This is a genomic window from Azospirillum sp. TSH58 (assembly GCF_003119115.1).
Classification (GTDB): domain Bacteria; phylum Pseudomonadota; class Alphaproteobacteria; order Azospirillales; family Azospirillaceae; genus Azospirillum.
In genome coordinates, this window is record NZ_CP022367.1 from 1,863,402 (window position 1) to 1,888,659 (window position 25,258).

The 25,258-nt window shown below is 69.5% G+C and carries 20 protein-coding genes; 10 read left to right on the forward strand and 10 right to left on the reverse strand.

The window, feature by feature from the left end:
* Positions 1-107: 107 nt before the first annotated feature.
* Positions 108-3,452: a DUF2126 domain-containing protein gene (locus TSH58p_RS29930; protein WP_109069426.1), complete on the reverse strand. Its 3,345-nt coding sequence runs from the start codon at positions 3,450-3,452 to the stop codon at positions 108-110.
* A 141-nt stretch (positions 3,453-3,593) separates the two neighbouring features.
* Here TSH58p_RS29930 and TSH58p_RS29935 point away from each other — a divergent pair, with 141 nt between their 5' ends.
* Both TSH58p_RS29935 and TSH58p_RS29940 read left to right on the forward strand, forming a co-directional pair.
* The gene (locus tag TSH58p_RS29935; RefSeq protein WP_247873962.1) at positions 3,594-4,640 is read left to right on the forward strand and encodes a hypothetical protein; all 1,047 of its coding nucleotides are present in this window, start codon (positions 3,594-3,596) and stop codon (positions 4,638-4,640) included.
* 12 nt (positions 4,641-4,652) lie between these two features.
* Positions 4,653-5,462: a lysozyme inhibitor LprI family protein gene (locus TSH58p_RS29940; protein ID WP_109069428.1), complete on the forward strand. Its 810-nt coding sequence runs from the start codon at positions 4,653-4,655 to the stop codon at positions 5,460-5,462.
* Positions 5,463-5,506: 44 nt separating this feature from the next.
* On the opposite strand, the gene TSH58p_RS29945 is transcribed toward TSH58p_RS29940, so the two are convergent.
* The gene (locus TSH58p_RS29945; RefSeq protein ID WP_109069429.1) at positions 5,507-6,445 is read right to left on the reverse strand and encodes an aldose 1-epimerase; all 939 of its coding nucleotides are present in this window, start codon (positions 6,443-6,445) and stop codon (positions 5,507-5,509) included.
* Between the two features lie 279 nt (positions 6,446-6,724).
* On the opposite strand from TSH58p_RS29945, the gene TSH58p_RS29950 reads away from it, so the two are divergent.
* Positions 6,725-9,385, forward strand: a complete 2,661-nt coding sequence (locus TSH58p_RS29950; RefSeq protein WP_109069430.1) for a serine/threonine-protein kinase — start codon at positions 6,725-6,727, stop codon at positions 9,383-9,385.
* 100 nt (positions 9,386-9,485) lie between these two features.
* Here TSH58p_RS29950 and TSH58p_RS29955 read toward each other — a convergent pair whose 3' ends face one another.
* Positions 9,486-10,013, reverse strand: a complete 528-nt coding sequence (locus TSH58p_RS29955; RefSeq protein WP_247873963.1) for a peptidylprolyl isomerase — start codon at positions 10,011-10,013, stop codon at positions 9,486-9,488.
* Between the two features lie 296 nt (positions 10,014-10,309).
* Here TSH58p_RS29955 and TSH58p_RS29960 point away from each other — a divergent pair, with 296 nt between their 5' ends.
* From TSH58p_RS29960 to TSH58p_RS29975, 4 genes are read left to right on the forward strand one after another with little or no spacing between them, the layout of a single operon-like run.
* Positions 10,310-11,740, forward strand: a complete 1,431-nt coding sequence (locus TSH58p_RS29960; protein WP_247895553.1) for a YdbH domain-containing protein — start codon at positions 10,310-10,312, stop codon at positions 11,738-11,740.
* Positions 11,737-12,003 (forward strand): YnbE family lipoprotein, encoded by a 267-nt coding sequence (locus TSH58p_RS29965; RefSeq protein WP_109069433.1) that lies wholly within the window; start codon positions 11,737-11,739, stop codon positions 12,001-12,003. Before TSH58p_RS29960 ends, TSH58p_RS29965 begins: the two co-directional genes overlap by 4 nt.
* Positions 12,000-12,335, forward strand: coding sequence for a YdbL family protein (locus TSH58p_RS29970; RefSeq protein WP_109069434.1), 336 nt, complete (start codon positions 12,000-12,002; stop codon positions 12,333-12,335). The genes TSH58p_RS29965 and TSH58p_RS29970 overlap by 4 nt, the downstream gene beginning before the upstream one ends.
* Before the next feature lie 13 nt (positions 12,336-12,348).
* Positions 12,349-14,361, forward strand: coding sequence for a glycosyltransferase family 41 protein (locus tag TSH58p_RS29975; RefSeq protein WP_109069435.1), 2,013 nt, complete (start codon positions 12,349-12,351; stop codon positions 14,359-14,361).
* Here TSH58p_RS29975 and TSH58p_RS29980 read toward each other — a convergent pair.
* The 4 genes from TSH58p_RS29980 to TSH58p_RS29995 all read right to left on the reverse strand — a co-directional run bounded on the left by TSH58p_RS29980 (position 14,358) and on the right by TSH58p_RS29995 (position 19,585).
* On the reverse strand, positions 14,358-15,083 hold the full coding sequence (locus tag TSH58p_RS29980; protein ID WP_109069436.1) for a hypothetical protein: 726 nt from the start codon (positions 15,081-15,083) through the stop codon (positions 14,358-14,360). The genes TSH58p_RS29975 and TSH58p_RS29980 overlap by 4 nt on opposite strands.
* A 96-nt stretch (positions 15,084-15,179) precedes the next feature.
* Positions 15,180-17,585: an LPS-assembly protein LptD gene (locus tag TSH58p_RS29985; RefSeq protein WP_109069437.1), complete on the reverse strand. Its 2,406-nt coding sequence runs from the start codon at positions 17,583-17,585 to the stop codon at positions 15,180-15,182.
* Positions 17,586-17,756: 171 nt separating this feature from the next.
* Positions 17,757-17,999 (reverse strand): Lrp/AsnC ligand binding domain-containing protein, encoded by a 243-nt coding sequence (locus TSH58p_RS29990; RefSeq protein WP_014198771.1) that lies wholly within the window; start codon positions 17,997-17,999, stop codon positions 17,757-17,759.
* A 5-nt stretch (positions 18,000-18,004) separates the two neighbouring features.
* Positions 18,005-19,585 carry a DEAD/DEAH box helicase gene (locus TSH58p_RS29995; protein WP_109069438.1) on the reverse strand — a complete coding sequence of 527 codons (1,581 nt, stop codon included), beginning with the start codon at positions 19,583-19,585 and terminating at the stop codon, positions 18,005-18,007.
* 276 nt (positions 19,586-19,861) lie between these two features.
* Between TSH58p_RS29995 and TSH58p_RS30000 the strand changes: the two genes are divergently transcribed.
* Both TSH58p_RS30000 and TSH58p_RS30005 read left to right on the forward strand, forming a co-directional pair.
* Positions 19,862-20,404 carry a hydrolase gene (locus tag TSH58p_RS30000; protein ID WP_109069439.1) on the forward strand — a complete coding sequence of 181 codons (543 nt, stop codon included), beginning with the start codon at positions 19,862-19,864 and terminating at the stop codon, positions 20,402-20,404.
* Positions 20,405-20,453: 49 nt separating this feature from the next.
* Positions 20,454-21,158 (forward strand): alpha/beta fold hydrolase, encoded by a 705-nt coding sequence (locus TSH58p_RS30005; protein ID WP_109069440.1) that lies wholly within the window; start codon positions 20,454-20,456, stop codon positions 21,156-21,158.
* Positions 21,159-21,194: 36 nt separating this feature from the next.
* Here TSH58p_RS30005 and TSH58p_RS30010 read toward each other — a convergent pair whose 3' ends face one another.
* The 3 genes from TSH58p_RS30010 to parE all read right to left on the reverse strand — a co-directional run bounded on the left by TSH58p_RS30010 (position 21,195) and on the right by parE (position 24,654).
* Positions 21,195-21,752 (reverse strand): hypothetical protein, encoded by a 558-nt coding sequence (locus TSH58p_RS30010; protein ID WP_109069441.1) that lies wholly within the window; start codon positions 21,750-21,752, stop codon positions 21,195-21,197.
* Between the two features lie 92 nt (positions 21,753-21,844).
* Positions 21,845-22,609 (reverse strand): hypothetical protein, encoded by a 765-nt coding sequence (locus TSH58p_RS30015; protein ID WP_109069442.1) that lies wholly within the window; start codon positions 22,607-22,609, stop codon positions 21,845-21,847.
* A 56-nt stretch (positions 22,610-22,665) separates the two neighbouring features.
* On the reverse strand, positions 22,666-24,654 hold the full coding sequence (gene parE, locus TSH58p_RS30020) for a DNA topoisomerase IV subunit B (protein WP_109069443.1): 1,989 nt from the start codon (positions 24,652-24,654) through the stop codon (positions 22,666-22,668).
* A 122-nt stretch (positions 24,655-24,776) separates the two neighbouring features.
* On the opposite strand from parE, the gene TSH58p_RS30025 reads away from it, so the two are divergent.
* Positions 24,777-25,193 carry an acyl-CoA thioesterase gene (locus tag TSH58p_RS30025; protein WP_199230089.1) on the forward strand — a complete coding sequence of 139 codons (417 nt, stop codon included), beginning with the start codon at positions 24,777-24,779 and terminating at the stop codon, positions 25,191-25,193.
* Positions 25,194-25,258: the final 65 nt, after the last annotated feature.

Consider the following 25,258-nt stretch of genomic DNA (forward strand, 5'->3'; position numbering starts at 1 on the left):
CGGTGCAATGCACAGCGAGTGTGAACGCCCGGTCCCGCCGATGCAAGCGGCGCATCGGCGCCACCCGGCCGAAAGGCGTATTCCGGCCGGGTGGCGGTGATGCCGGTTCAGCCCCGCCGCAGGTCCAGAGTCATCGGGAACTGCGGGTTGCGCTCCTCCGCCGGCGTGTCCATCGGGCCGGGTGTGTGGCCGAAGGGGAAGAAGCGGGCGAGGCGCCGGCCCTCCGCCTCGTTGGCGTTGACCGGGAAGGTGTCGTAGTTGCGCCCGCCCGGATGCATGACGTGGTAGGTGCAGCCGCCGATGGAGCGGCCCGCCCACTGGTCCAGGATGTCGAAGACCAGCGGCGTGTGCACCGGGATGGTCGGGTGCAGGCAGGACGGCGGCTGCCACGCCCGGTATCGCACGCCGGCCACGAATTCGCCCTCCGTCCCGGTGGGGATCAGCGGCACGCGGCGGCCGTTGCAGGTGATGGCGTAGCGCGCGTCGGTCAGGCCGGTGACCCGCACCTGCACCCGCTCGACCGAGCTGTCGACGTAGCGCACGGTGCCGCCGCCGCCCGGCTCCTCGCCCAGCACGTTCCAGGGCTCCAGCGCCATGCGCAGCTCCAGCGCGATGCCGCGCTGGTTGACGTGGCCGTAGACCGGGAAGCGGAAGTTCATGTGCGGGTCGAACCAGCGCTCCTCGATGGGATAGCCGTGGTCGCGCAGGTCGGCGACGACGTCCGCCAGATCCTGCTGCACGAAGTAGGGCAGCATGAAGCGGTCGTGAAGCTCCGTCCCCCAGCGCACCAGCTTGCCCTTGTAGGGGGCCTTCCAGAAGCGCGCGACCAGGGCGCGCAGCAGAAGCTGCTGGGTCAGGCTCATCTCCGCGTGGGGCGGCATCTCGAAGGCGCGGAACTCGACCAGCCCGAGCCGCCCGGTGGAGCTGTCCGGGGAATAGAGCTTGTCGATGCAGAACTCGGCGCGGTGGGTGTTGCCCTGCACGTCGGTCAGCAGGTTGCGCAGCACGCGGTCGACCATCCAGGGCGGGCAGTTGCCCGTCGCGGCGGCCTTGTCGATCTGGTTGAAGGCGATCTCCAGCTCGTAGAGCGCGTCGTCGCGGGCCTCGTCCACCCGCGGCGCCTGGCTGGTCGGGCCGACGAACAGGCCGGAGAAGGCGTAGGACAGCGACGGGTGATTCTGCCAGAAGGTGATCAGGCTGCGCAGCATGTCGGGCCGCCGCAGGAAGGGGCTGTCCGCCGCGGTGGCGCCGCCCATCACCACATGGTTGCCGCCGCCGGTGCCGCAGTGGCGCCCGTCGATCATGAACTTCTCGGCGCCCAGCCGCGACTGGCGGGCGTCCTCGTAAAGCTCCAGCGTGTTGCGGACCAGCTCGTCCCAAGTGTGGGAGGGGTGGATGTTCACCTCGATCACGCCGGGGTCGGGGGTGACGGCCAGCGAGTTCAGGCGCGGGTCCTTCGGCGGCTGGTAGCCCTCGATCACCACCGGCATGTCCAGTTCGAGCGCCGTCGCCTCGATCTCCGCGAGCATCGCCAGATAGTCCTCCAGCGTGTTCATCGGCGGCAGGAACAGGTGGATGCGGCCGTTGCGCGCCTCGCAGGTCAGGGCGGTGCGGACCACCCACCACGCCGACTTGCCGTGCTCCGGCATCTCGCTGCGCACCTCGGCCATGGCGCGCTGGACGCGCTCGTTCCGCCGGGAGGAGTCGTGGCGTTCGGCCTCCTCGCGCAAGGCGTGCTGGCGCAGCGGCACCCGGTTCGGCGGCAGCGGCGCCCGCTCCTCGAACGGGTCGGTCTCCCAGGAATAGGGATAGTCCTGCGGCGACACCCAAGGCAGGGAACCGAGCGGCAGGCGGAAGCCGACCGGGCTGTCGCCCGGCATCAGCAGCAGCCGTTCCTGGCGCAGCGGCCACGCGCTGGACAGCCACACCGGCCCCTGCTGGGTCACCTTGCGGTTGATCGGAAGGGCGAAGCCCACCGGCTCGTTCAGGCCGCGGGTGAAGACATGGGCGAGGCGCGCGCGCTCCTCCTTGTCCTCCAGCTTGCTGTCCAGCGGATCGACGTTGACCGGCAGCAGCGATTCGCGGCGCAGGTAGTGCCACGGGTCCTCGTAGGCGGCGAGGACCAGCGCCGGGTCGAGCCCCAGCTTCTTGGCCAGCGTGACCAGGAAGGCGCCGGCGTCCTCCGCCGTGTGGCCGTAGTCGGTGTCCTCGCGGGCCAGCAGGTCGCTGTTCGCCCACAGCGCCTCGCCGTCGCGGCGCCAGTAGACGGTCATCGCCCAGCGCGGCAGCGATTCGCCCGGATACCATTTTCCTTGGCCGAAATGCAGCAGCCCGCCCGGCGCGAAGCGGTTGGCCAGCCGGTGCACGAGGTCGGCGGCCATCTTGCGCTTGTTGGGCCCGAGCGCCGTGGTGTTCCACTCCGCCCCGTCCATGTCGTCGATGGACACGAAGGTCGGCTCGCCGCCCATGGTCAGGCGGACGTCGCGGGCGGTCAGCTCCTCGTCGACGCGGTGGCCCAGCGCCTCGATCTCCGCCCACTGCCGGGGGGTGTAGGGCTTGGTGACTCGCGGCGCCTCGTAGATGCGGGTGACCGACATCTCATGCCCGAACTCCACCTCGCACTCGTCGATGAGGCCGGAGATGGGGGCGGCGGAGGAGGCGTCCGGCGTGCAGGCCAGCGGGATGTGCCCTTCGCCGGCCAGCAGGCCGGAGGTGGGGTCGAGGCCGACCCAGCCGGCACCGGGCAGGAACACCTCGGTCCAGGCGTGCAGGTCGGTGAAGTCCTCCTCGGGACCGGACGGGCCGTCGAGCGCCTTCTGGTCGGCGGTGAGCTGGATCAGGTAGCCGGAGACGAACCGCGCGGCGAGGCCCAGGTGACGCAGGATCTGCACCAGCAGCCACGCCGAATCGCGGCAGGAGCCGGTGCGCTTGCCCAGCGTCTCCTCGCAGGTCTGGATGCCGGGCTCCAGGCGGATGACGTAGCCGATGTCCTTCTGGAGCCGCTGGTTGACGTCCACCAGGAAGTTGATGGACGCCGCCGGCTCCCGCGAAATGCCGGTCATGTAGTCGGCCAGCAGCGGCCCCGGTTCCTCCACCTCCAGGTAGGGGCGCAGCTCGCGCTCCAGCCAGGGTTCGTAGGCGAAGGGGATCGTCTGGGCCTTCTCCTCCAGGAAGAAGTCGAAGGGGTTGATCGCCGCGATCTCCGCGACGAGGTCGACCTCGACCACGAATTCGCGGGTCTTTTCCGGGAAGACGAAGCGGGCCTGATAATTGGACTGCGGGTCCTGCTGCCAGTTCAGGAAATGATGCTTCGGGGTGACGCGCAGCGAATAGCTGAGGATCGGGGTGCGGCAGTGGGGGGCCGGGCGGAGCCGGACGATCTGTGGTCCCAGATTGACCAAACGGTCGTAACGGTAGACGGTCTTGTGGTTGAGAGCGACGTGGATCGCCATGAAGTTCCACCCGTTGTCTGCGCTGGCCGGTCCCCTGCGGCTCTCCGCCGCACGGACAAGGGCATAGTACCATCGAAGAGTTCGCGCAGACCAGAGCGCCTTCGCAAACGCGGCACGAACTGGTTGCACAAAAAACATGCAATGTCAGAGTGGATCGGTTGCGTCTTTCATCACCGCTCCGCCCGCTTTATAAAGACCCGATCCCTGTCCGCCGGCACCGTCCGCCGGAAGGGAGCGACGCAGGCAGGGTGTGCATCGGAAATGGCGACGCTGGCGGGCCTGTCGATGGGTGGCGGTGCTCCGGCGGGCGATGGAGCGCCCGGCGGTGCCACGCGCGGCGTCGTCACCGGAAAATACTTCAACTTCAACCCGCTGCCGCCTCCGCCGGATATTCTCGGCAACCCGCTGGTCGTCGCCAACCTGCCGACTCACAAGGCGCCGAAGGAGACGTGGCGCAGCCGGTGGCAGCGCCGGCTGGCCCGCTTTCACATCGGCAAGCAATCCGCGCAGGTGAAGCGGCGCTGGAAGATGCAGGACACCATCTCCTCGGTGATCGCGTCGGTGTCGCCGTCGGCGACCCTTCTCGGCGAACGGGGGGGATCGGAAAAGCGTCCGGCGTCGAGCGTTCCGGTCATCGTGGTCCGGCACCCCTATCACCTGCGTCATGTCTTCGAGATGATCCTGCAGACTCCGGACGAGCTTGCGGCGGAACGGCGATTCCTCGAACTGCTGATGGGGCGCGTCCTGCGCAAGTACGGGGAGCAACTCACCCAGATCCGCGGCTCCGCCTTCTCTTTCGAGAACGAGGCGCGGGAGTACTTCTTTGCAGGATTCAAGCTGGAACGGCAGATCAAGAAATACACCAGCCCCGACGAGCGCTTCGCCGCGCTGCAGGCAATCTACGTCAACTATTTTCACGGGCGAAACTATTACCTGTATGCGCTGCTGCGCCGGGAGAAGCTGGCGCCGGACAACAAGCTGTTCATGCTGAATTCCCGTGCCGTCTACTTCATGGCGCGGATCGGCTGGAACGGGGAACTGCTGGACAAGCCCAACCCGCGGTCCCTGCCCAGCCGGGAGGACATCTTTTTCCTGGTTCAGCGTGACAAGACGGTCCTTACGCGCTATCGCAGCGACCAGGATTTCCAGCGGCAGGTGAAGGCCGTCCTGGAAGCGTTTCCGGCGTAAGGGATTTGTGCGATGCGGGCAGCGATTCTTCTGGCGGGCATGCTGATGGCCGGAACGGCCATGGCGGCGGACACCAGCGGGGAGGACGCCAAGCCTGCGGACTGCGCCGGTGAAACCCCCATCGCCCTGCTGCTCTGCCGGGATGCATCCCTGGCCGCCACCGCCGAGAAGCTCGAATCGGCGTTGCGGATGCTGACCGACGAGGCCGGGAAGGCCGGGGAGGAGGCGGTCGCCGCTGGCCAGCGCGCCTGGGTCCAACGGCGGGACGGCGCCTGTCCGGTGGCGGAGGCCGATCTCGCCGACGCGAAGAAGGTCAAGGAGCGCGCCGCCTGTCTGGCACGCCAGATGGCCGAGCGCACCAAGGCGCTGGAATTGGAACTGGCCGCCCGCCGCGTCCCGGTGGCCGACGAGCCCCTGACCATTTCGGCGGCCGCCCCGCAACGCCCGGTTCCAGCCAGCGGCCAGGGCCAGACGAAGCCGGGCGCGGCGAAGCGCAAGGCGAATGTGCCGGCGCTGACCGGCCGCTGGGCCAAGGCCGATCCGGCCACCCGCACGCCGATCGACGATTGCCGGACCTCCTACCTGGAGATCACCAGCGACGGTGCCTTCAGCCTGCATGATCCGCGCATCGCCGCCTTTCCCCTGGAAGGCCCGCTGGCGCCCGGCGAGGGCGACGTGGCGGAGGGGCTGTCCTTCGGCGGAGAGGAAGGGTTGCCGGAGGGCACGCTGCGTCTTGACGCCGCCGACGCGCCGCGGCTGGACCGTCTGTTCCTGACCCTGGATCAACCGGACTTCGGCGCCACCTTCGTCCGCTGCCGGTAACGCCGGATTCCGGCTGTCAGCTTCCGGTTTTCAGCTGACGGTTTTCAACGGGCGAGCGGTTCCAGGCGCAGGCGCAGGGTTCCGCTCAGTTCCTCGCCCGGTTCGAGACGGCGCAGGCCGGCGTCGGACTCCTCCGGGCGGTTGACCGCGTCGGTCATGTGGGACACCGGCTCGACGCAGAGATAGTCCGCGTCCGGCGGGGCGTAGACGATGAGATGACCGAACGGCCCCTCCGTCTCGATCGACAGCCGCCGGCCGAGTGTCGGCCAATCCAGCGCCGCCGCTCCATCCCAGCCGGTGAAGCCGTTGTCCAGGACGGTCCGGTCCATGACGATCCCGTCCGTGAAGTCCCAGCGGGGCGGCACCGCGGCCCGCTCCACCGGAAGGATGGTCGGGCCGTTCAGCCAGACGCCGCCGACGCGGGCGGTCAGCCGGGTGCCCGGCGGCTTCGGGAAGTAGGGGTGCAGTCCGATGCCGGCGGGCATCGGCCGGTCGTCCTCGTTGGCGAGGGACAGGGTCAGGCTGGCCCCATCCTCCTCCAGCGCCACGGTCTGGGTCGCGCGGTAGCGCCAGGGCCAAGCGTCGGCGCGGTGCCGGAAAACCATGCGCGCGGCCGAGTCGGTGGCCTCCTCAATCGTCCAGTCGGCGCGCCAGCCATGGCCGTGGATGACGTGAGGGTTGCCGTCCCCGTCGAGCGGCAGCCGCACCCGCCGCCCGTCGAAGGCGAACTCGCCCCCGGCGATGCGGTTGGAAAAAGGCACCAGGGGAAAGCAGCCCATATCGTTGGCCGAGCCGTGCCGCAGCGCCCAGTCGGAGGCCGGGCGCAGGAGGTCGATGGTGCCGTCCGCGCCCTGCCAGGCGAGGCTGGTCACGACGCCGCCGCGCCCAGGGCACAGCCTGCACTCCAGGGAACCGTTCGCAGCGCTGCGACGCAGCGTGAGGGTGGGGGCGCCGACTCCCTGGTCCAACTCGACCTGCTCCATCTGGGTTTCCCGCCGACGGTGTCGGACGCCGGATCGGTTTGGGTATCGCACAGCCCGCAGGGGAAGGGAAGGGCGGTGCTGCGCGCAAAAGTGTGTCACGAACCACGCCCGATGGGCCCTTGTCCCACCTTTGCGCAAGCGGTCCGGATCGTCGCGCAACCGGACCGTTCGGCCATTTTTCCCCCCGTATACCGGCTGTTTACCGGATCGCCCTGATCATGGCGGACCGTCCACGCCATCCGCCGCCGTGCCGATCCCGCCCAAAGGCCGCCCGTGTCAATGCCCGCCTCCAGGACGCCCGCCTCCGCAGGGGCACCCGGCCCCGTCGGCACGCTCGACGAGGCGGCGCTGTGCCACACGCTCGCCGACCATCATGGGGGGCCGGCGCGGATGGTCATCGGCGTCGTCCTGCGTGCGCATCTCGACGGACTCGTGCTGACCCCGACCGAGCTGATCCACAACAGCCGGCATCTGAAGGCGCTTCAGGTCAAGACCACGCTGATGGAATCCGCCCTGGGGCGGATCGCCACCGTGCAGGCCCGCCTTCCCGGTCAGGAGGCCAAGGCCCGCCGCCGCGCGCTGGACAACGCGGTTGCCGAAACATCGGCGAAGGCGCGCGCCGCCCAGACCGCCTTTTCCGGGCAGGCGCGGGGGCGGGCCCTCATCGACTCGATCCTGCGCGCCGCGCCGGGAAAGTCGCCGACCGGCGACGCCGGGTTCGACCTGCGGGCGGCGCTCTCCATGGAGCTGGAGGAATGCCGGACCTGGACGTCGAAGCTCGACGCGCTGATCCAGCTTTTCCCGGCGGAGCGGCAGGATGCGCTGTCCGTGGCTCTGGATGAGCTGATCGGCGACGTGCTGGCCTCGCCCGCCGCCACCCAGGAGCTGTTCGGGAACACGCCGGCCGGCGGGGCGCCGATGGTGACGCTGTGCAACCTTCTGTTCGGGCGCGTGCCGATGGACGCGTTCGGGCCGAACCGGCTGGGCGTCCTCAACGGCCTGTTCCGCCAGGGCCGTCTGCCCGCCGCGCGCGGCATGGTGCTGGAGCGCATCCGGCGCCAGCTCCGCGCGCCGCAAGCGCTCGGCCGCGGCACGGCGGAGCAGGAATCCGACCTGCTGCGCACGCTGATGGGACATCTGCTGTCCCCGGCGGGGCTGACCGGCGGGGGCGCCATGGCCGACGCCCTGACCGTCCGCTACTCCCGCCGGCTGGAGCAGGGCGGGGCGAGCGCCTACCGCCGCTCCATCGTCGGGCTCAGCGAAACGCAGGCGGACCTGATCTGCCGAATCCATTATCTGACCGCGGTCTCCGCGGTGGCCGCCGCGGAGCGGCACAAGGGCGAGATCGTGGACGCGCTGGACGCCGCGCTCAAGAACGAGCTGCTGGTGGAGAACATGGTGCTCCAGACGCCCGACACGGCGCTGGTCCGGCAGGCCCTGACCGGCGCCGTGGAGGCCATTCGGGGGTCGGCCCTGCCGGACCACGACCGGGAGCGGATCGCCGCCCGAGCGGCCTCGGTGGTCGACGAATTCGTCCGCCGGGGCCGGCTCGTCCAGCGGCTGCGCCAGATCGAGCCGCTGCCGCGCCGCCGCATCATCCGGCTGGCGGAACTGGCCTGCTGCGGTCTGGTCGGCGATGACGGGGCGCTTTCGGTCCTGCGTCAGCATATCCTGGAGACGGTCCGACAGCCGCAGTTCCAGGCCGAGCTGGCCGCCGCCCAAAGCGACGACATCGCCCAGGCGGAGGTCCGGCGCCTCTACGAACTGCTGGACCGGCTGAGCCAGATGCCGTTGCCCCCGGCCAAGCCGTCACCGGTTCCTCAGGCGCTGGCCGGCCAGTCGGGGCCGGGCGCCGCCTTCCAACCCTGTGGTGCGACGGCGCTGCCGACCGTCGTCGCGCCGCCGGCCCGCGGCATCGCTCCTCCGGTCGGTGCCGCCGCGGTGACGGTGGAGGCGCCGGTGATCGCGGCCGCGTCGGGCCTGTGCCCGGCCTGCTTCGGGCCGAAGGCTCCGCGTGAGACGTGCCGGGATTGCGGGTATCCGGTCCGCGTCCAGAACCGGGCCGGCATCCATCTCCTTCCGGGAACGCGGCTGCTGGGGCGCTATCTTGTCGGCCGGATCCTGGGGCAGGGGGGATTCGGAGCCACCTACCTCGGCTGGGACGAACGGCTTCAGATCAAGGTGGCGGTGAAGGAGTTCTATCCGGCCAATCTGGTGTCCCGCGTCCCGGGATCGCCGGGAGTCGTTCCCTTTTCCGACGAGCACGCGCGGGGCTTTGCCGCCGGACTGGCGAAGTTCCTGGAGGAGGCGCGGATGCTCGCCCGCCTGCGCGAGGTGAAGGAGATCGTCAGCGTTCAGGATTTCTTCGAGGAGAACGAGACCGCCTACCTTGTCATGGAACTGCTCGACGGACGGACCCTGAAGCGGCATGTCGCCGAAAGCGGCGGGCGGCTCGTGGCGCGGCAGACGCTGACGCTGCTGTCGCCGATCATCAAGGCGCTGCACGCCGTGCACGAACAGGGACTGATCCACCGCGACATCAGCCCGGACAACATCTTCCTCACCAGCTCCGGTGAGCGCAAGCTGCTGGATTTCGGGGCCGCGCGCCACGCCGCGGGCAAGAGCGCCGACCTGACGGTGATCCTGAAGCCGGGCTATGCGCCGCCCGAGCAGTACGCGCCGGATGGGAAGCAGGGGCCTTGGACGGACGTCTACGCGCTGTGCGCCACCGTCTACTACGCCCTGACCGGTAAGACACCGCCCGACGCGACCAGCCGCTTCATGAACGACCGGGTGCCCCGTCTGGCCGAAGGCGGCGCCACGGTGCCGCCGGGATTCGAGAAGGTGCTGCTGGGCGGCCTGTCGATGCGCTGGCAGGATCGGCCCCGCAGCATGCGGGATCTCCTGGTGGCGCTGACCGCGGCGATGAACGGGCCGTGAAGGCCGGAAGCGGTGCGGCAGGAAACGGGGCGGCGCGCGGTTTCACCGCCCCAATCGCCTGAACGGGACCGCCGCGATCGGCGATCCCGCCCCGCCGCCGTTACTTGGCGTCGGCGGCAACCTGCATCTTGACGATCTTGTCCGGGTCGCTGACCTGCCCGTTGCGGGACTGGCTGCCCTTCTTGATCTTGTCGACGAATTCCATGCCTTCGACGACCTTGCCCCAGACGGTGTACTGCTTGTCCAGGAACGGGGCCGGGGCGAAGCAGATGAAGAACTGGCTGTCGGCGCTGTCCGGGTCCGGCGTGCGGGCCATCGACAGCGTGCCGCGGACATGCGGCTCGTTGCTGAACTCGGCCTTCAGCTTCTTGCCGGAGCCGCCGGTGCCGGTGCCGGTCGGATCGCCGGTCTGGGCCATGAAGCCGTCGATCACGCGGTGGAAGACGACGCCGTTGTAGAAGCCCTGACGGGTCAGTTCCTTGATGCGGGCGACATGGTTCGGTGCCAGGTCGGGGCGCAGTTCGATGACCACGCGGCCGTCCTTGACGTCGAGATAGAGGGTGTTTTCCGGATCCAAGGCCTTGGCCTCCCCCTGAGCGAAGATGAAAGTGGCGAACAGTGCCGCCATGAGAATGCGCGTCCACCGCAACATGCGAAACACTCCGATGTGCCGATTCCGCGGACGCGACCATAGGGGAAACCGACGCGGATGCAAAGACGCCCTGCGGGGCTGCCTTCATCGGCGGATATTCGACTCTTGGCCCACCGCCGACCAACCGCCGACCAACCGTTATCGCAGCTCTGCACGGTCGCGCCGCGCCCGCGATGGACGATAGACTGCCCTTCGGGTGTTCATACCCGAAAGAGACCGATGGCGAATTCGACGGCGAGGGGCGGGGCGTGCGGCAGCGAAGCTTGCGGTGGTTGAGGCGATGTCTGGTGCTGGTCAAGCTGGCGCTGATCGGCGGGGCTGTCGCCCTGCTCGTCGAGCACCGGACCGATCTGGCCGGCACCGCCGCCACGCAGGCGCTGCGCCGCGCCGGCTTTCCGGACGCCGCCGTGACGGTGACCGATCTGTCAATGGAGCGGACCCGCGCCCTGGTCCGTCTGGACCGCCAGGGGACGGTTGGGGGAACCGTTATCGTCCGTCACCCTCTGGATGCCCTTCTGGAAAGGCGAATCGAGCGCCTCGACCTTGCGGATGTCCGTTTGAGGCTGGACGTGGCCAAGGACGGCGGCCCGCGCATCGCCGGCTACCCGGTGACCGGCTCCGCAGGGACGGCGGGCAACGGAGGCGCGGCCAGCCAAAACGCGGGCCAAGACGCGGTCGCGATCCCCATCGACACCATCCAGCTCGGCGACGCCGCGGTGACCTTGGCGACACCGAAGGGCACGGCCGGCGGAACGCTGCGCCTGACCATGACCCGCGATGGCGCGCTCCACCGCGGGCAGGCGACGCTGACCGCGCCGGCCAAGGGGCTGCCGGTCCTGACCCACTGGACCGGCGCCGGCACCATCGCCGAGACGGTGGGCAGCCTGACGGCCAAGGCCCGTCTCACCTGGGACGGCACGGCGCTGAAAGCCCAGGGCGATCTGCTGCTCGCCGACCTCGCCGGGCAATTCGGGCCGGTCTCGGCCAGCGGGATCAACGGGGTGCTGTCCCTTCCCAGCCTGTTTCCGCCGGTGATCGCGCCCGGCCAGACGCTGGCGGTGAAGCTGCTCGACGTCGGGCTGCCGCTGACCGACGGCACCCTCCGCTTCGGCTACGGGACGAAGGGCCGGCTGAGCGTGGAGCGCGCCGAATGGCATTGGGCCGGCGGGGTGCTGCGGGCGGACCCCTTCGCCATCGACCCGACGGCGCCGCGGGGGACGGTGACGCTGCGGGCGGAGGGCGTCCATCTCGGCCCCATGCTGGCGATGGTCGCGGTGGACGGGCTGGAGGCGAGCGGAACGGTCAGCGGACGCCTGCCGGTGCGCATCGAGGCGAACTCCGTCCATCTGGACGGCGGGCTGCTGGAGGCCGATGGTCCCGGCACGCTGCGCTACGACCCCGCGAACCCGCCGGGCTTCCTGAAGGGGGAGGAGGGCAGCCCGACGTCGCTCCTGATGGGCGCGCTGACCGATTTCCGCTACGACACGCTGAGCGCCACCGTCGAGGGGCAGGCCGGCGGAGAGCTGGCGGTCGGAATCGCCATCCGCGGGTCCAACCCGGCATTCTACGATGGCTATCCGGTCGCGCTTAACCTTAAGGTGAGCGGCGCGCTCGACCGGATTCTGCGGCAGAGCCTGGACACCTACCGCATTCCCGAGACGGTGCGCGACCGCATGACGGAGTTCCAACGAAAGAATCCATGAGACACACGGTTCGAAGCCGGCGCGTCCTGACCGCCGCACTGATCGCTGGGTTGGGGGCCGGACTGGGCGCCTGCACCCCGACCGTCAAGGTCGAGGCGCCCGACAAGCCCATCGAGATCAACCTGAACATCCGCATCGAACAGGAAGTCCGGGTGAAGGTCGAACGCGACCTGGAGAAGGCCATCGCGGACGATCCGGCGCTGTTCGGCCTGCCGCCGGCCCAGGACGCCTCGGGTGGTGCGAAGGGAGGGAGGAAGCCATGAAGCGCATGTTTGCCGCCGCCGGGCTGGTCCTGGCGTTTGCCCTGTCGGCTCCGGCGATGGCGCCGGCCCAGGACGCCCTGGGCGCCGCCAAGGCCGCCGGGCAGATCGGCGAACGTCCGGACGGGCTGGTCGGGGCGGTCCCCGGCGCGCCGGCCGCCGCGGCCCAACTCGCGGAGCAGGTCAACGCGCAGCGCATCGCCCGCTACCGCGAGATCGCCGGAAGCAACGGCACCTCGGTGGATCAGGTCCAGGCCCTGGCCGGAAAGCAGCTGATCGAGCGGACCCCCGCCGGCCAGTATGTGCTGTCGGGCGGGCGTTGGGTCCGCAAGTAGGCTGCCAAGGGGCATGACCGCCGACCTCCGCGCCCGGATCGGGGAGTTCCGCAGGGCGCTGGCCGCCACGCCCGGCGATTCCACGGCTCTGGCCGGCCTGTTCGCCGCGCTCGACGTACTGGGCGAGCCCGGCACGCCGGAGGAGGCGGTGGCCCGCTCCGCCTTCGGTGAGGCGCTGCGGCGGCAGGGGCGGGCGGCCGACGCCGAGGCGCACCACCGCGCCGCCCTGTCCTGGCTGCCGGATTTCGGCGGCAACCAGTTCAATCTGGGCCTGACGCTCCAGGCGCTGGGCCGCATCGCGGAGGCGGCGGAGGCCTATGGCGAGGCCGCGAGGCTGATGCCGCGCTTCGCCCCGGCCCCCTGCAACCAGGGCGTCCTGCTCCGCGCGCTGGGCCGCCGGGAAGCGGCGGAGACGGCGCTGCGCCGCGCCGTGTCGCTCGACCCCACGCTGGTTCCCGGCTGGCTCAACCTCGGTGCGGTGGTTCAGGAGCGGGGGCAGGCGGAGGCCGCCGCCGGCTGTTACCGCAACGCCCTGGTCCTGCGTCCCGATCTGGCTGAGGCCCACGCGAATCTCGCGCTGGTGGTGAAGGAGGCCGGACGTCCGGCGGACAGTCTGCCGGCCTTCGCACGCGCTTTGGCGCTCGGTTTGCCCGACGCGGGCGGCGTGCTGGCCCAGCTCGTCCAGCAGATGCGGCATCTCTGCCGGTGGGACGGCCTGGCGGAGCGCTCCGCGCAACTGGCCGCCCTGGTGCGCGATGGCGCGACGCGGCAGGTCCATCCCTGGATCTTCCTCGGCGAGGGGGCCGGTCCGGCGGCGGAACTGGCCTGCGCCCGACGCTACGCGGACTGGCGGACCCGGGCCATCGCCCCTACGCCGGTCCGCCACGACTCCGGACCGCGCACCCGCCTGCGCGTCGGCTATCTGTCCGCCGACTATCACGAGCACGCCACCGCCGCCCTCATCGCCGAGTTGATCGAGCGTCACGACCGGAGCCGGGTGGAGGTCATCGGCTACAGCTATGGCCCGGACGACGGGGGCCCGATGCGGCGCCGGCTGGCCGCCGGATTCGACCGTTTCGTGGACCTCACCGGCTGCTCCCACGCCGACGCTGCGGCGCGCATCCGGGCGGACGGAGTCGACATCCTGGTGGACCTCAAGGGCTACACCCAGCACGCCCGGCCGGAGATCGCCGCCCACCGGCCCGCTCCGGTGCAAGTGCAGTGGCTGGGCTATCCCGGGACGATGGGAGCGGGGTTCATCGATTACGTGATCGGCGACCCGCTGGTCACGCCGCTCGACCATCAGCCCTTCTACGCGGAGCGCATCGTCCAGCTTCCGGTCTGCTACCAGCCAAACGACCGCAACCGGCCGATCGGCCCGCCTCCCTCCCGCGCCGCCTGCGGCCTGCCGGAGCGGGCCATGGTCTTCTGCTGCTTCAACGCCGCCTACAAGATCACGCCCGCCCTGTTCGACCTGTGGTGCCGCCTGCTGCACGCCGTGCCGGACAGCGTGCTCTGGCTGCTCGACAGCCACCCGGAGGCGAGCGCGAACCTGCGGCGGGAGGCGGCAAACCGGGGCGTTGCGGCGGACCGGCTGGCCTTCGCCCCCCGGCGCCCTCCGGCGGAGCATCTGGCGCGCTACCGTCTGGCCGACCTGTTCCTGGACACCACGCCGGTCGGCGCCCACACCACGGCCAGCGACGCGCTGTGGGCAGGCCTGCCGGTTCTGACGGCGCCGGGGGAGGGATTCGCGTCCCGTGTCGGAGCGAGCCTGCTGCGCGCCGCCGGACTGCCCGAACTGGCCGTCCGGTCCCTTGCCGATTACGAGGCCATGGCCCTGCGGCTGGCCCACGATCCGGACGGCCTCGCCCGGTTGAAAGCGCGTCTCGCCGCGGAACGGGGCCGCGCGCCGCTGTTCGACACCGACCGCCTCGCCCGCGCCCTGGAGAGCGCCTACGCAACGATGTGGCACATCCATACCGCCGGAAAGCCGCCCCGCGCCTTTGCCGTTCCGGACGAGGATTAAGGGAAGGGGCAGCGGTCGGCGGTCACCTCCACGAAGGAGCGGGCGCCGGGCGCGAAGGTGAATCGATACTCGGTGTTGTCGAGCACCACCGTCTGGTGCAGGGGCAGAACGCCCTTGGCGACCGTTTCCTTGCCGCCCATGCCGGCGATCTTGATGGTCACCGGCTGCGCCGGGTCGAACCAGCTCTCGGCGTTGCCCTGGGCGTTGCGCGAGGATTGGCCCTCGCCGCTGACGGTCACCGCGCCGTTGTTGAAGCTGGTGCTGCGGTTGCCCGATTTCAGGAGGGGGGTGGCCAGGGCGAATCGCTTGGTTTCCGCCGGCTGGCAGTTGCGCACCGCCTGGACCTGGGCGATCACGAAGGCGAGGCGGTTGGGGTCCATGCCCCCCTTCAGCCGTTCCGACACCAGTCCGGCCAGCCGCGCGAGATCGCCCGACGGCACCTCGCGCTGGAGCCGGCCCTCCAGCTCCGCCGCGCGGGCCTCCGCCGTGCGGGCGGCGTGCTGCATCTGGCTGGCCAGCAGCTCCAACTCCGCCTTCTGGCGCGACAGGGTGGAGATTTCCTCCCGCAAGGTGACGTCGCGGCCCTTCAACTGCTCGATGCCCATCTGGTAGGCGAACAGACCGACACCGAGGAGAACGGCGGCGAACAGACCGAACTTCGCAAACCCCGCCCAGAAGCGGCGGCGATAACGGCGTTCGTAGTCGTAGCGTCCCAAGGCCATGTGCAGCAAACCCGAGCGGAAGAAGAGGGTGCTATGGCTACCCAGATCGGACGCCCGATGCAACCCCTTGACCTTGGCGGCAGACGCCGCCCCCGGTCAGTTGCTGGCCCCGGACGGGCCGAGGAATCCGGCGCTGATCCCCGGCGTGCGGAACTCGCCCACGTTCTTGAACACGAAGCGGAAGAAGATGGTGTTTCCTTCCTGTTCGCCGTTCTGGATGGTGGTGTAGTCGCGCTGGGCGATGGTCTCGAAGATCAGGCATTCGTCCTGATAGCGGATGACGCCGGCGCTGGAGCGCGGCCCAGCATCGGGGCGGAACGCCTGGGAGTGGGACAGGCTGAGCGACCAGTGCTGCGAGAACTGCGACGCCAGGGTGAGGCTGGCCTGCTCGACCTCGTTCCGTTCCACGACGTAGGGGTTTTCCGTCTGGTCGACGTAGGTGTAGGTGCTGTAGAGCCGCAGCAGCGGCACGCCGGCCGATGCGTTGACCGAATGGCGGCGCGGCTTCAGCGTGTCGTGGTCGATGCGGAAGCCGTAGTTCAGGTCCAGCCAGTCCGCCGGGCGCAGATCGAGACGGCCGACATAATCCGACGACTTCTTGTCGAGGCCCGACCCGCCGCGGAAGTTCTCGGTATCGTCGGCGCGGAAGCTCTGGCCGACGAACAGGCTTGCCGACCCCGTCTTGTAGCCCTGGAACGTGGTGCGCAGGCCATAGGTGGCGCGCAGGCCGCCATCCAGACGATCGATGCCGGTAAAGCGGTTGGGCATCAGCAGGTTGATCTCGTCGAACTCGACGTCGAGGCTGTCCTCGTTCGGGAAGGCCGGATCATTGTCCACCTTCGGCGACAGGCTGACCTGCCCGATGGGCTCGATGGTCTGGAAGTTGTTCTCGCCATAGCGGACGAAGGGGTAGCGGACCGTCGTCGTGGCCTGCGGGAAGAAGCGCAGGCGCTGCACGCTGTCGTTGCCGGTGCCTGCCGGATCGTTCGGGTCGAACCGCTGGGCGGTGTAGCCGGCCAGCAGGACGCTGCCTTCGACCGTGGTGACGAAGCCGAGGTTGGAATAGATGTCCCGCTGCCATCCCGGCTGCATGGCCAGCCGCTGGGTGTCGGGACCGCCGCTGCCCGGCCGGGCGATCGCCAGCAGGCTGCTGTCCAGAGACCAGCGCCCGCCCATCAGGCTGCCCGGCTCGCCCAGCGCGTTGTAGCGCGCCTCGGGCAGCACGTAGGGCTCCTGCACCGGGTTGCCCCAGCGCAGGTCCTGGAAGCTGTAGGCGTTGACCGCCGCGTAGTTGCGCCCGTTGAAGCCTTCGACGAAGGCCCGGCTGGTCAGCACCTCGTCGCGGATGTTGAAGTAGCGGCGCAGATACAGCTCGTCGCTGGCCCGCTTTAGATTGAAGCCCCAGCGCCACGTCTCGTCGATGTCGAACAGGCCGCTGGCGAAGGCGTGGCCGCGCCAGCGCCGGTCGTCGGCGCCCTTCAGCGTGCCGTTGGGGATCTCCCCCTGCGTGCCCGACACGTCGAGCTGCAGCCGTCCGTTCTCGAAGCGCTTGCGGTACTGGCCGCCCAGGAAGAGGCCTTGGTTGGAGTAGCCGCCGACGTCGAACGTCGCATCCTGATCCGGCGCGATGTCCCAGTAATAGTGGGAAATGACGCCGAAACCGAGGGTCGAGTTGTTCCGGAAGCTGGGCGTCAGGAAGCCCGAGCGCCGGTCCACCGTCGGATCGGGGTGGGAGAGGTAAGGGGTGTAGAAGAACGGGACGCCGAACATTTCCATGAAGGCGTCGCGGTAGCGGACCTCGTGGTCCTCGTTGTCCTGCACCACGCGGGCGGCGCGGATCTGCCAGACCGGCGCGCGGGTCGGATCGGACTGGCAGAGTTCGCAGGGGCTGTAGACGGCGCGGTTCAGGCGGATCAGCCGCCCGCCGCGCCGCTCGCCCTCGGTGCCGGCCATGCGGCTGTTGTCGGTCATCAGCACGCGGACGTTCTCGACGAACGCATCGCGCATGTCGTCGGTCAGTTCCGCGTAGTTGGAGAACAGGATGTCGCCCGAGGGCTCGACCAGACGGACGTTGCCGGAGGCGATCACCACCTTGGTCTTCTGGTTGTAGGTGATGGCGTCGGCGTGGACCGTCCGCGCGCCCTGCGACAGCTCGACGTTGCCCGAGGCCGTCACGAGGCTGTTCGCCTCGTCGAAGGTGACCGTGTCCGCTCCCAGAAGGACCGGAGGGTCCTGCGGCTTGCCGTTCGACGGTCCCGGCGACGGAACGACGACTTCGAGGCGTCCTCCCTGCTCCGCCCCGGCGGGCGGCGCGGCGTTCGCCTGCGCGGCCGGAGGGGGAGGCTGCTGCGCGTCGGCCAGATCGGCCAGGACGACGCCGCAGGCGGCCATCAGGGCGACGATGCCGGATCGCAGGACCAGCGACCGGCGGTCCAACGGGCGGTGCATCTTCGGGCTGGTGGCGCGGGCGCGCCGGGCATGTCGGGACGGGAGCTGGGACATGCGGAACGTTTGAGGTAACCAACCGGCCAAGTCAACGGTTTCGCGGCATGTCTCGCGAATTGTCCGACGTCTGTTGCCGGCTGGATAAATCATGAAAAAAGGGACCGCCCGCGACAGGCGGACAGCCCCTTGTTCGAGCCCTTTCCAGGCGGCCGTCCGGCCGCCCGACCCTCAGGCGAACGCCTTGTAGGCGATGAGCGTGAAGGTGTCGCGCACCCCGGTCAGGGTCTGGATGTTTTCGGTCACGAATCGGCCGATGTCCAGATCCTGGGGCAGATAGCACTTCATCAGCAGATCATACTGGCCGGAGATCGAGTGGACCTCCGACACCTGCTCGATGTCCTGAACGGCCTGATCGGCCACCTGATAGGCCTTGCCCAGCTCGCACTTGACCATGACGAAGATGGTCTGCATGGCGGTCAGCCCTCCTGCGAGGATTGCTCGGCGGATTCGGCCGGGGCGGGGCGCCGCGCGGAGCGGAGCATGAAGGCCGGCATATGATCGCCGAAGCCGATCACGGGTGTGTCGTCCTCGTCCTCGTCGCGGCGACGGCGGCGATCGCGGTCACGATCGCGACGCGGCTCCTGGCGGCGGCTCTCGGCAGCGGCCAGCGACTCGCGCGGCTGACGCTCCTCACGGGGCTGCCGCTCCTCGCGGACCGGGCGATCGTCGCGGCTTGGCCGCTCCTCGCGCGGTTGACGCTCCTCACGCGGCTGCCGCTCTTCGCGGGCCTGACGCTCCTCACGGGGCGCCCGGTCCTCGCGTTCCGGGCGCTCGGCGCGCTGCTCGCGCGGCGCGCGGTCGCCGCGCTCCTTGTCCTTGCCACGGCCACGGCTGCGGCCACGGCGCGCCTCGTCCTCGCTGAGGAACTCGGCCGACTCGAGGCCGTCAATCGCGATCAACGGAATCTCCCGCTTGATGAGACGGCCGATGGCCGAAACCTGCTTGCCGTCCAGCGGGCTGGCGAGCGTGAAGGCACGTCCCGAGCGACCGGCCCGGCCGGTGCGTCCGATGCGGTGGACATAGTCTTCGGCGCTGATCGGCACGTCGAAATTGAAGACGTGGCTGAGCCCCTGAACGTCCAGGCCGCGAGCAGCCACGTCGGAACAGACGAGCAGCGTGATCTCGCCCTTCTTGAAGGCCTCCAGCGTCTCCATCCGCTTCGACTGCACCATGTCGCCGTGCAGCGCGCCGGCGTTGAAGCCGTGGCTCTCCAGCGACTTCTGCAGGATGGCGACGTCGCGCTTGCGGTTGCAGAAGATGAAGGCGTTCTTGACGTCCTCGGTGCGCAGCAGGTGGCGCAGCGCCTTGCGCTTGTCCTCCTCGTGCACCAGGACCATGGCCTGGGTCACCGTCTCCGACGGGGAGGCGGGCGGGGCGACGGTCACTTCCTTCGGGTTCGACAGGAAGGCGTCGGCCAGACGGCGGATCTCCGGCGGCATGGTGGCGGAGAAGAACAGCGTCTGCCGCAGCTTGGGCAGCTTGCTGACGATCCGCTCGATGTCCGGGATGAAGCCCATGTCGAGCATCCGGTCCGCCTCGTCGATGACGAAGACCTTGATGTCGTTGAGCATGATGTTGCCGCGCTCGAACAGGTCGATCAGGCGGCCCGGCGTCGCGATCAGCACGTCCACCCCGCGGTCCAGCCGCTTCACCTGCTCGGTGAAGGTCTCGCCGCCGATCAGGAGCGCCATGCTGAGCTTGTGGTGCTTGCCGTAGGTCTCGAAGCTCTCGGCGACCTGGGCAGCCAGCTCCCGAGTCGGCTCGAGGATGAGCGACCGGGGCATGCGCGCCCGGGCCCGGCCCGAGGCCAGGATGCTGATCATCGGCAAGGTGAAGCTGGCCGTCTTCCCGGTGCCGGTTTGCGCGCAGCCGAGCACGTCGCGGCCTTGCAGGACCCAGGGAATGGCCTGTTCCTGAATTGGCGTCGGCTGGGTGTAACCTTTGTCCTCGATTGCCCGCAGGACGTCAGGTCCAAGCCCAAGTTCCGAAAAGAGCATCCAACCTGTTTCTGTCTGGAGTGCGAAAATCGTGCCGATACGGCCCGACGAGTAGATGGTGCGGCAGAATATGAAGTCAAAGGGCGCTGTCAATAGACCTTGTGATGAAATCACGCATCGCGTGGCTCCGGACGGGCCGCTTGGCGGGTCGCGTCCGCTCGGCTAGGCTGTGAAAAGCCCGCGAAAACCGCGGAAATCCGGGGTCCGCGGCGGCTGGGAGGCCGGTTTCGGCCTCTTCGCCGTCCGAACCGGACCAAGAAAAAAGGCAGCCCTCCGATGCTACTGTCCTCCGCAAGTTCCGTCCTGGTGGTGGTCGATATCCAGGAGAAACTGATGCCGGCCATCGCCGAGTCCGCGCGGGTGGAGCGCAACGCGGCCACCCTGCTGAAGGCCGCCGCGCTGCTTGGCGTCCCCGCCTTCGCCACCGAACAGTATCCCAAGGGGCTCGGCCCGACCGCCGCCTCCCTGCGTGCCTTGCTGCCGGCGGACGGGGTGGTGGAGAAGATCAGCTTCTCCGCCGCGCGGGAGCCGGCTTTCCTGGAACGGCTGGAGCGGATCGGCCGCCGGCAGGTCGTTCTGGCCGGGTCGGAGGCCCATGTCTGCGTGATGCAGACGGCGCTCTCGCTGGTCGGTCTGGGGTTCGAGGTGGTGCTGGTGGCCGACGCCGTGTCGTCCCGCACGCCCGCCAACGCGGAGCTCGGCATCGCCCGCATGCGCGCCGCCGGGGCGACCATCGTCAGCACGGAGATGGTCCTGTTCGAATGGATGGAGCGGTCGGACATTCCCGCCTTCAAGACGGTGCTGGAGCTGATTCGCTGATCCGGACAAGAAAACCAGAACTGAAAACCAAATGAGGAGAGGAAGAGGGATGAGCGACCGGATTCCCCTGATCCTGCTGCCCGGCATGCCGCTGGACGCCGCGCTGTGGGAGCACCAGAGCCGCCATCTCGCCGAGGTGGCGGAGCCGACCGTCGGCGACCTGACCGGTCATGACTCCATGTCCGCCCTGGCAGCCGCCGTGCTGGCGCGGGCGCCCGACCGGTTCGCCCTCGCCGGATTGTCGATGGGGGGCTACGTCGCCTTCGAGATTCTGCGGCAGGCGCCGCAGCGGGTGGCGAAGCTCGCCCTGCTCGACACCAGCGCGCGTCCGGACACGCCGGAACAGACCGCCACGCGCCAGGACGCCGTTCGTCTGGTGGGGCAGGGGCGGTTGCGACAGGTGGTGGCCGCCGGCATGCCGCGCCTCGTCCATCCCGACCGCAGCTCGGAAACCGCCCTGGTCGAGTCGGTGCAGGCCCAGGCCCAACGGGTCGGGCCGGACGGCTATGCGCGCCAGCAGACCGCCATCATGAACCGCCCGGACAGCCGCCCTGGTCTGGGGGCCATCGCCTGCCCGACGCTGGTGCTGTGCGGGCGGCAGGACGCCATCACGCCACCCGCGCTGCACGAGGAGATCGCCGAAGGCATCCCCGGCGCCCGCCTCGCCCTGATCGAGGATTGCGGCCATCTGTCGGCCATGGAACAGCCGCAGGCGGTCACCGCCCTCCTGCGGCAGTGGCTTCTCTACGCCTGAGCGCCGCCCCCCGCCTCAGCAGTCAGGACCCCCGCCTCAGCAGTCAGGACCCCCGCCGCAGCCGTCCAGGTCGGCGCGGCGGGCCGGAAAAAGGGCGAAGGTCATGTCGCTGATGAGCGACCGGAAATCCGGGTCGTTCGGTCCCTGCGGCCGGTCGAGCCAGCCGGTGGCCGAGGACAGCGCACCGCCGCCGCGGCAGAAGGCCCCCTGGACCACGATGGGGCCGCCCGGCGGGCTGGTGCGCAGGGGCTGGCCGCTGCACAGGTACGAGTTCAGGGTCGTCTCGGCGGGGTTGAAGGCCAGGACGACCCGGTAGTCCGGCCGCGCCGTCTGGTTCGGCGTGGTGGTGAAGTTGGTGCGCACGCCGGAAATGCGGTTCTGCATGTTGGCGGTCACCAGCGGCCCGAAGGTCTGCGGGTCCATGCCAAAGGGGTTGCCGAGGATCACCACCCGCAGGTCGCGGTTGGAGGCCGCGTAGGACACCTCGCTCAGCGTGTAGGCGGGGACGGGCAGGTCGGCCACCACGCGTTCGTTGGTGCAGGCCGCCGCCATCGCGCAGAGGGCGAGAACGCTGGCACGGGACAGGAAGGTCATGGCTCGCCTGGGCTGCTGAGTGGACGTGGGGTGAGCAATGATGGGATGCCGCTTCGGCACCGGCAAGCCCGCGCCCCCGGAAGAGCCACGGCTCAGCCGACGGCGTATCCCGGCGGCGTCCAATCGGTGCGCAGCCAGTTGCTGGCGGCGCGCTCGATCAGGTCCGGATAATTGGCGACCTCCGCCGGGCCGATCAGCGGCAGGCCCATTTCCCCGACGATGCGGGCCACCGAGGCGGCGTCCAGAGGCAGGCCGAGCCGGCGGGCGCGGTGGGCGATGTCCATCTCCTGGCCCCAGTAATAGACCCGGGCGGCGCCGGTGTTGGCCCGCATGCGGCGGACCTGCTCCAACCGGTCGTCCCCATAGAGCGGCTGCCAGATGTCGGCCATGAGGGTGTCCGCCGGTTCGTCGGGCGTGTGGGCGAGGGCGTCGCCCAGGACCACCGTCACCTTGGCGGCGGCCTCCGGCGGAAGCTGGCCGAACACGTCCATGGTGGCGTTCACCGCGATCACTTCGGGGTCGAGTTCGACGACGGTGACGCGCGTGACTTCCGGCCGCAGGGCGGCGTTGGCGGCGGCCCAGCCCATGCCGAGGCCCATCACCACCGTGTGCCCCGTCGCGAAGCGGCAGCCGATTTCCTGGCTTTCGATTTCCATGGGGGTCATCGACATCCAGGTGCGTGACGCCGGCCCGTCATGGCGGATCAGCCCGGCCATGTCGGTGACCAGCATCGCCTCGCTCCAGTAGCCCTTGCAGATCAGCATCGGGGCGAGCAGAAGCTCCCAGCGCTCGCCCTTCCACGGGCGGTAGGTCGGGCGGAAGAGGTCCGTCTGGTACAGGGCGAGCGTCGAGGTCATTCGTCCGGGGTCCCGCGGCGTTGGTGTGCACGCCGACGAGCGTACAGCGCCACGGGTTACACGTCGATGTCGTCGACCCGGACGAACTTCGCGTTTTCCTGGATGAACTGGAAGCGCAGCTCCGGACGGCGGCCCATCAGCTCCTCCACGCGGGTCTTCGTGGCCTTCACGTCCTCCGCCTGCTCCGGGTCGGCGCTGTTGGGCACGACGACGCGCAGCAGCGTGCGCTTGGCCGGGTCCATGGTCGTCTCGCGGAGCTGGGCCGGCATCATCTCGCCCAGGCCCTTGAACCGGCTGATCTCCACCTTCTTGCCCTTGAAGGTCTTGTTCAGGAGCTGGTCCTTGTGCGCGTCGTCGCGGGCGTAGACCGACTTGGCGCCGTGGCTGATGCGGTAGAGCGGCGGCAGGGCCAGATACAGGTGTCCGTTCTGGATCAGCCCGCCCATCTCCCGGTAGAAGAAGGTCATCAGCAGCGAGGCGATGTGCGCGCCGTCCACGTCGGCGTCGGTCATGATGATGACCCGCTCGTAGCGCAGCTTGTCGCTGGAGAAGTCCTTCCCGATCCCGCAGCCCAGCGCCTGGGTGAGGTCGTTGAGTTCCTGGTTGGCCTTCATCTTGTCGGAGGAGGCCGAGGCGACGTTCAGGATCTTGCCGCGCAGCGGCAGGATGGCCTGGGTCTCGCGGTTGCGCGCCTGCTTGGCGGAGCCGCCCGCGGAGTCGCCCTCGACCAGGAAGATTTCCGTGCCCTCCGGCGAGTTGCGGGAGCAGTCGGCCAGCTTGCCGGGCAAACGCAGGCGGCGGGTCGCGGACTTGCGTCCCAACTCCTTGGACTGCTTGCGCTTGGCGCGCTCCTCCGCCTTCTCGATCAGCCGTTCCAGCAGGGCCTTGGACGAGGAGGGGTCGCCGGACAGCCAGTGGTCGAAATGGTCCTTGATCGCCGCCTCGACCAGCCGGTGGGCTTCCGCCGTCACCAGCTTCTCCTTGGTCTGGCCCTGGAAATGCGGCTCGCGGATGAACACCGACAGCAGGATGCAGGCGTCGCCCATCACGTCGTCCGCGGTGACCTGGGCGGCGCGCTTGTTGCTGGTCAGCTCGCCATAGCCCTTCAGGCCGCGGGTCAGCGCGGCGCGCAGGCCGGCCTCGTGGGTGCCGCCCTGCGGGGTGGGCACGGTGTTGCAGTAGGTGTGCGAGAAGCCCTCGTCATCCTCCGGCCAGGCGATGGCCCATTCCACGCGGCCCTGCTGGTTCGGGAAGTCCAGCGCGCCCGAGAAGGGCAGGCGGGTCAGCGTCCGGCGTTCCTTCAGGGCGGCGTTGAGATAGTCGAGCAGGCCGCCGGGGAAATGCAGCGTCTCCTGCGCCGGGGTGGTGCTGTCCGGCGCCAGCAGCGTCGGGTCGCAGCTCCAGCGGATCTCCACGCCCCGGTACAGGTAGGCCTTGGAGCGGGCCAGCCGGTAGAGCCGGTGCGGCTCGAAATGGGCGGTCTCGCCGAAGATCTCGGGGTCGGCGTGGAAGCGGATGGTCGTGCCGCGGCGATTGGCCGCGCCCTGGCGGGTCAGCGGTCCCTGGGGCAGGCCGCGGCTGTAGTGCTGCACGTAGAGCTGGCGGTCGCGCGCCACCTCGACCGCCAGCCGGTCGGACAGGGCGTTCACCACCGACAGGCCGACGCCGTGCAGGCCGCCGGAGGTCTGGTAGACCTTGTTGGAGAATTTGCCGCCCGAATGCAGGGTGGTGAGGATGACCTCCAGCGCCGACTTGCCCGGGTATTTCGGGTGGTCGTCGATCGGGATGCCGCGCCCGTTGTCGCGCACCACCACCGTGCCGTCGGCGGTCAGCTCCAGGTCGATGCGGCTGGCGTGTCCGGCCACCGCCTCGTCCATGGCGTTGTCCAGAACCTCGGCCACCAGATGATGCAGCGCACGGTCGTCGGTGCCGCCGATGTACATGCCGGGGCGCCGGCGGACGGGCTCAAGCCCCTCCAGAACCTCGATGTCCTGGGCGGAGTAGGTCTCGGCCTTGCGCGCCGTGTTCTCGAAAAGATCGCTCATGGCCCCAGTTATAGGAATTTCGTCAGGGCTGCGCAAGCGCATGCGGTGGCTCCTATATACTCCCCGCACCATATTTTGTGATGCGCTTTTTCGACCCCTGAATGAACGAGGGCGGAGGCACGATGAGCGACAGCACTCCCACCGAGCAGATCCCGGCTCACCCCGACATGGAGGGTGGTCCGGCGTTGCGCACCATCGCCATGCCGGCGGACACCAACCCCAACGGCGACATCTTCGGCGGCTGGCTGCTGTCCCAGATGGATCTGGCCGGCGGCGTCGCCGCCCTGCGGCGGGCCGGCGGGCGCGTGGCGACGGTGGGGATCGAGGCGATGACCTTCCACAAGCCGGTCTATGTCGGCGACGAGGTGAGCTGCTTCGCCCATGTGACGAAGGTGGGCCGAACCTCCATCCGCGTGCGGGTCGAGACCTGGGTGCGCCGCCAGCGAAGCGCGGGGGAGGCGATCAAGGTGACCGAGGGCGTCTTCACCTACGTCGCCATCGGCGAGGACCGCCGCCCGCGCGAGGTTCCGCCGGAGTGAAGCGCAATCCGCCTTCTTTCGAAGGTTGCGCCCTGTGTCACCTTCCTTTGGGGGTGTAAGCCGCC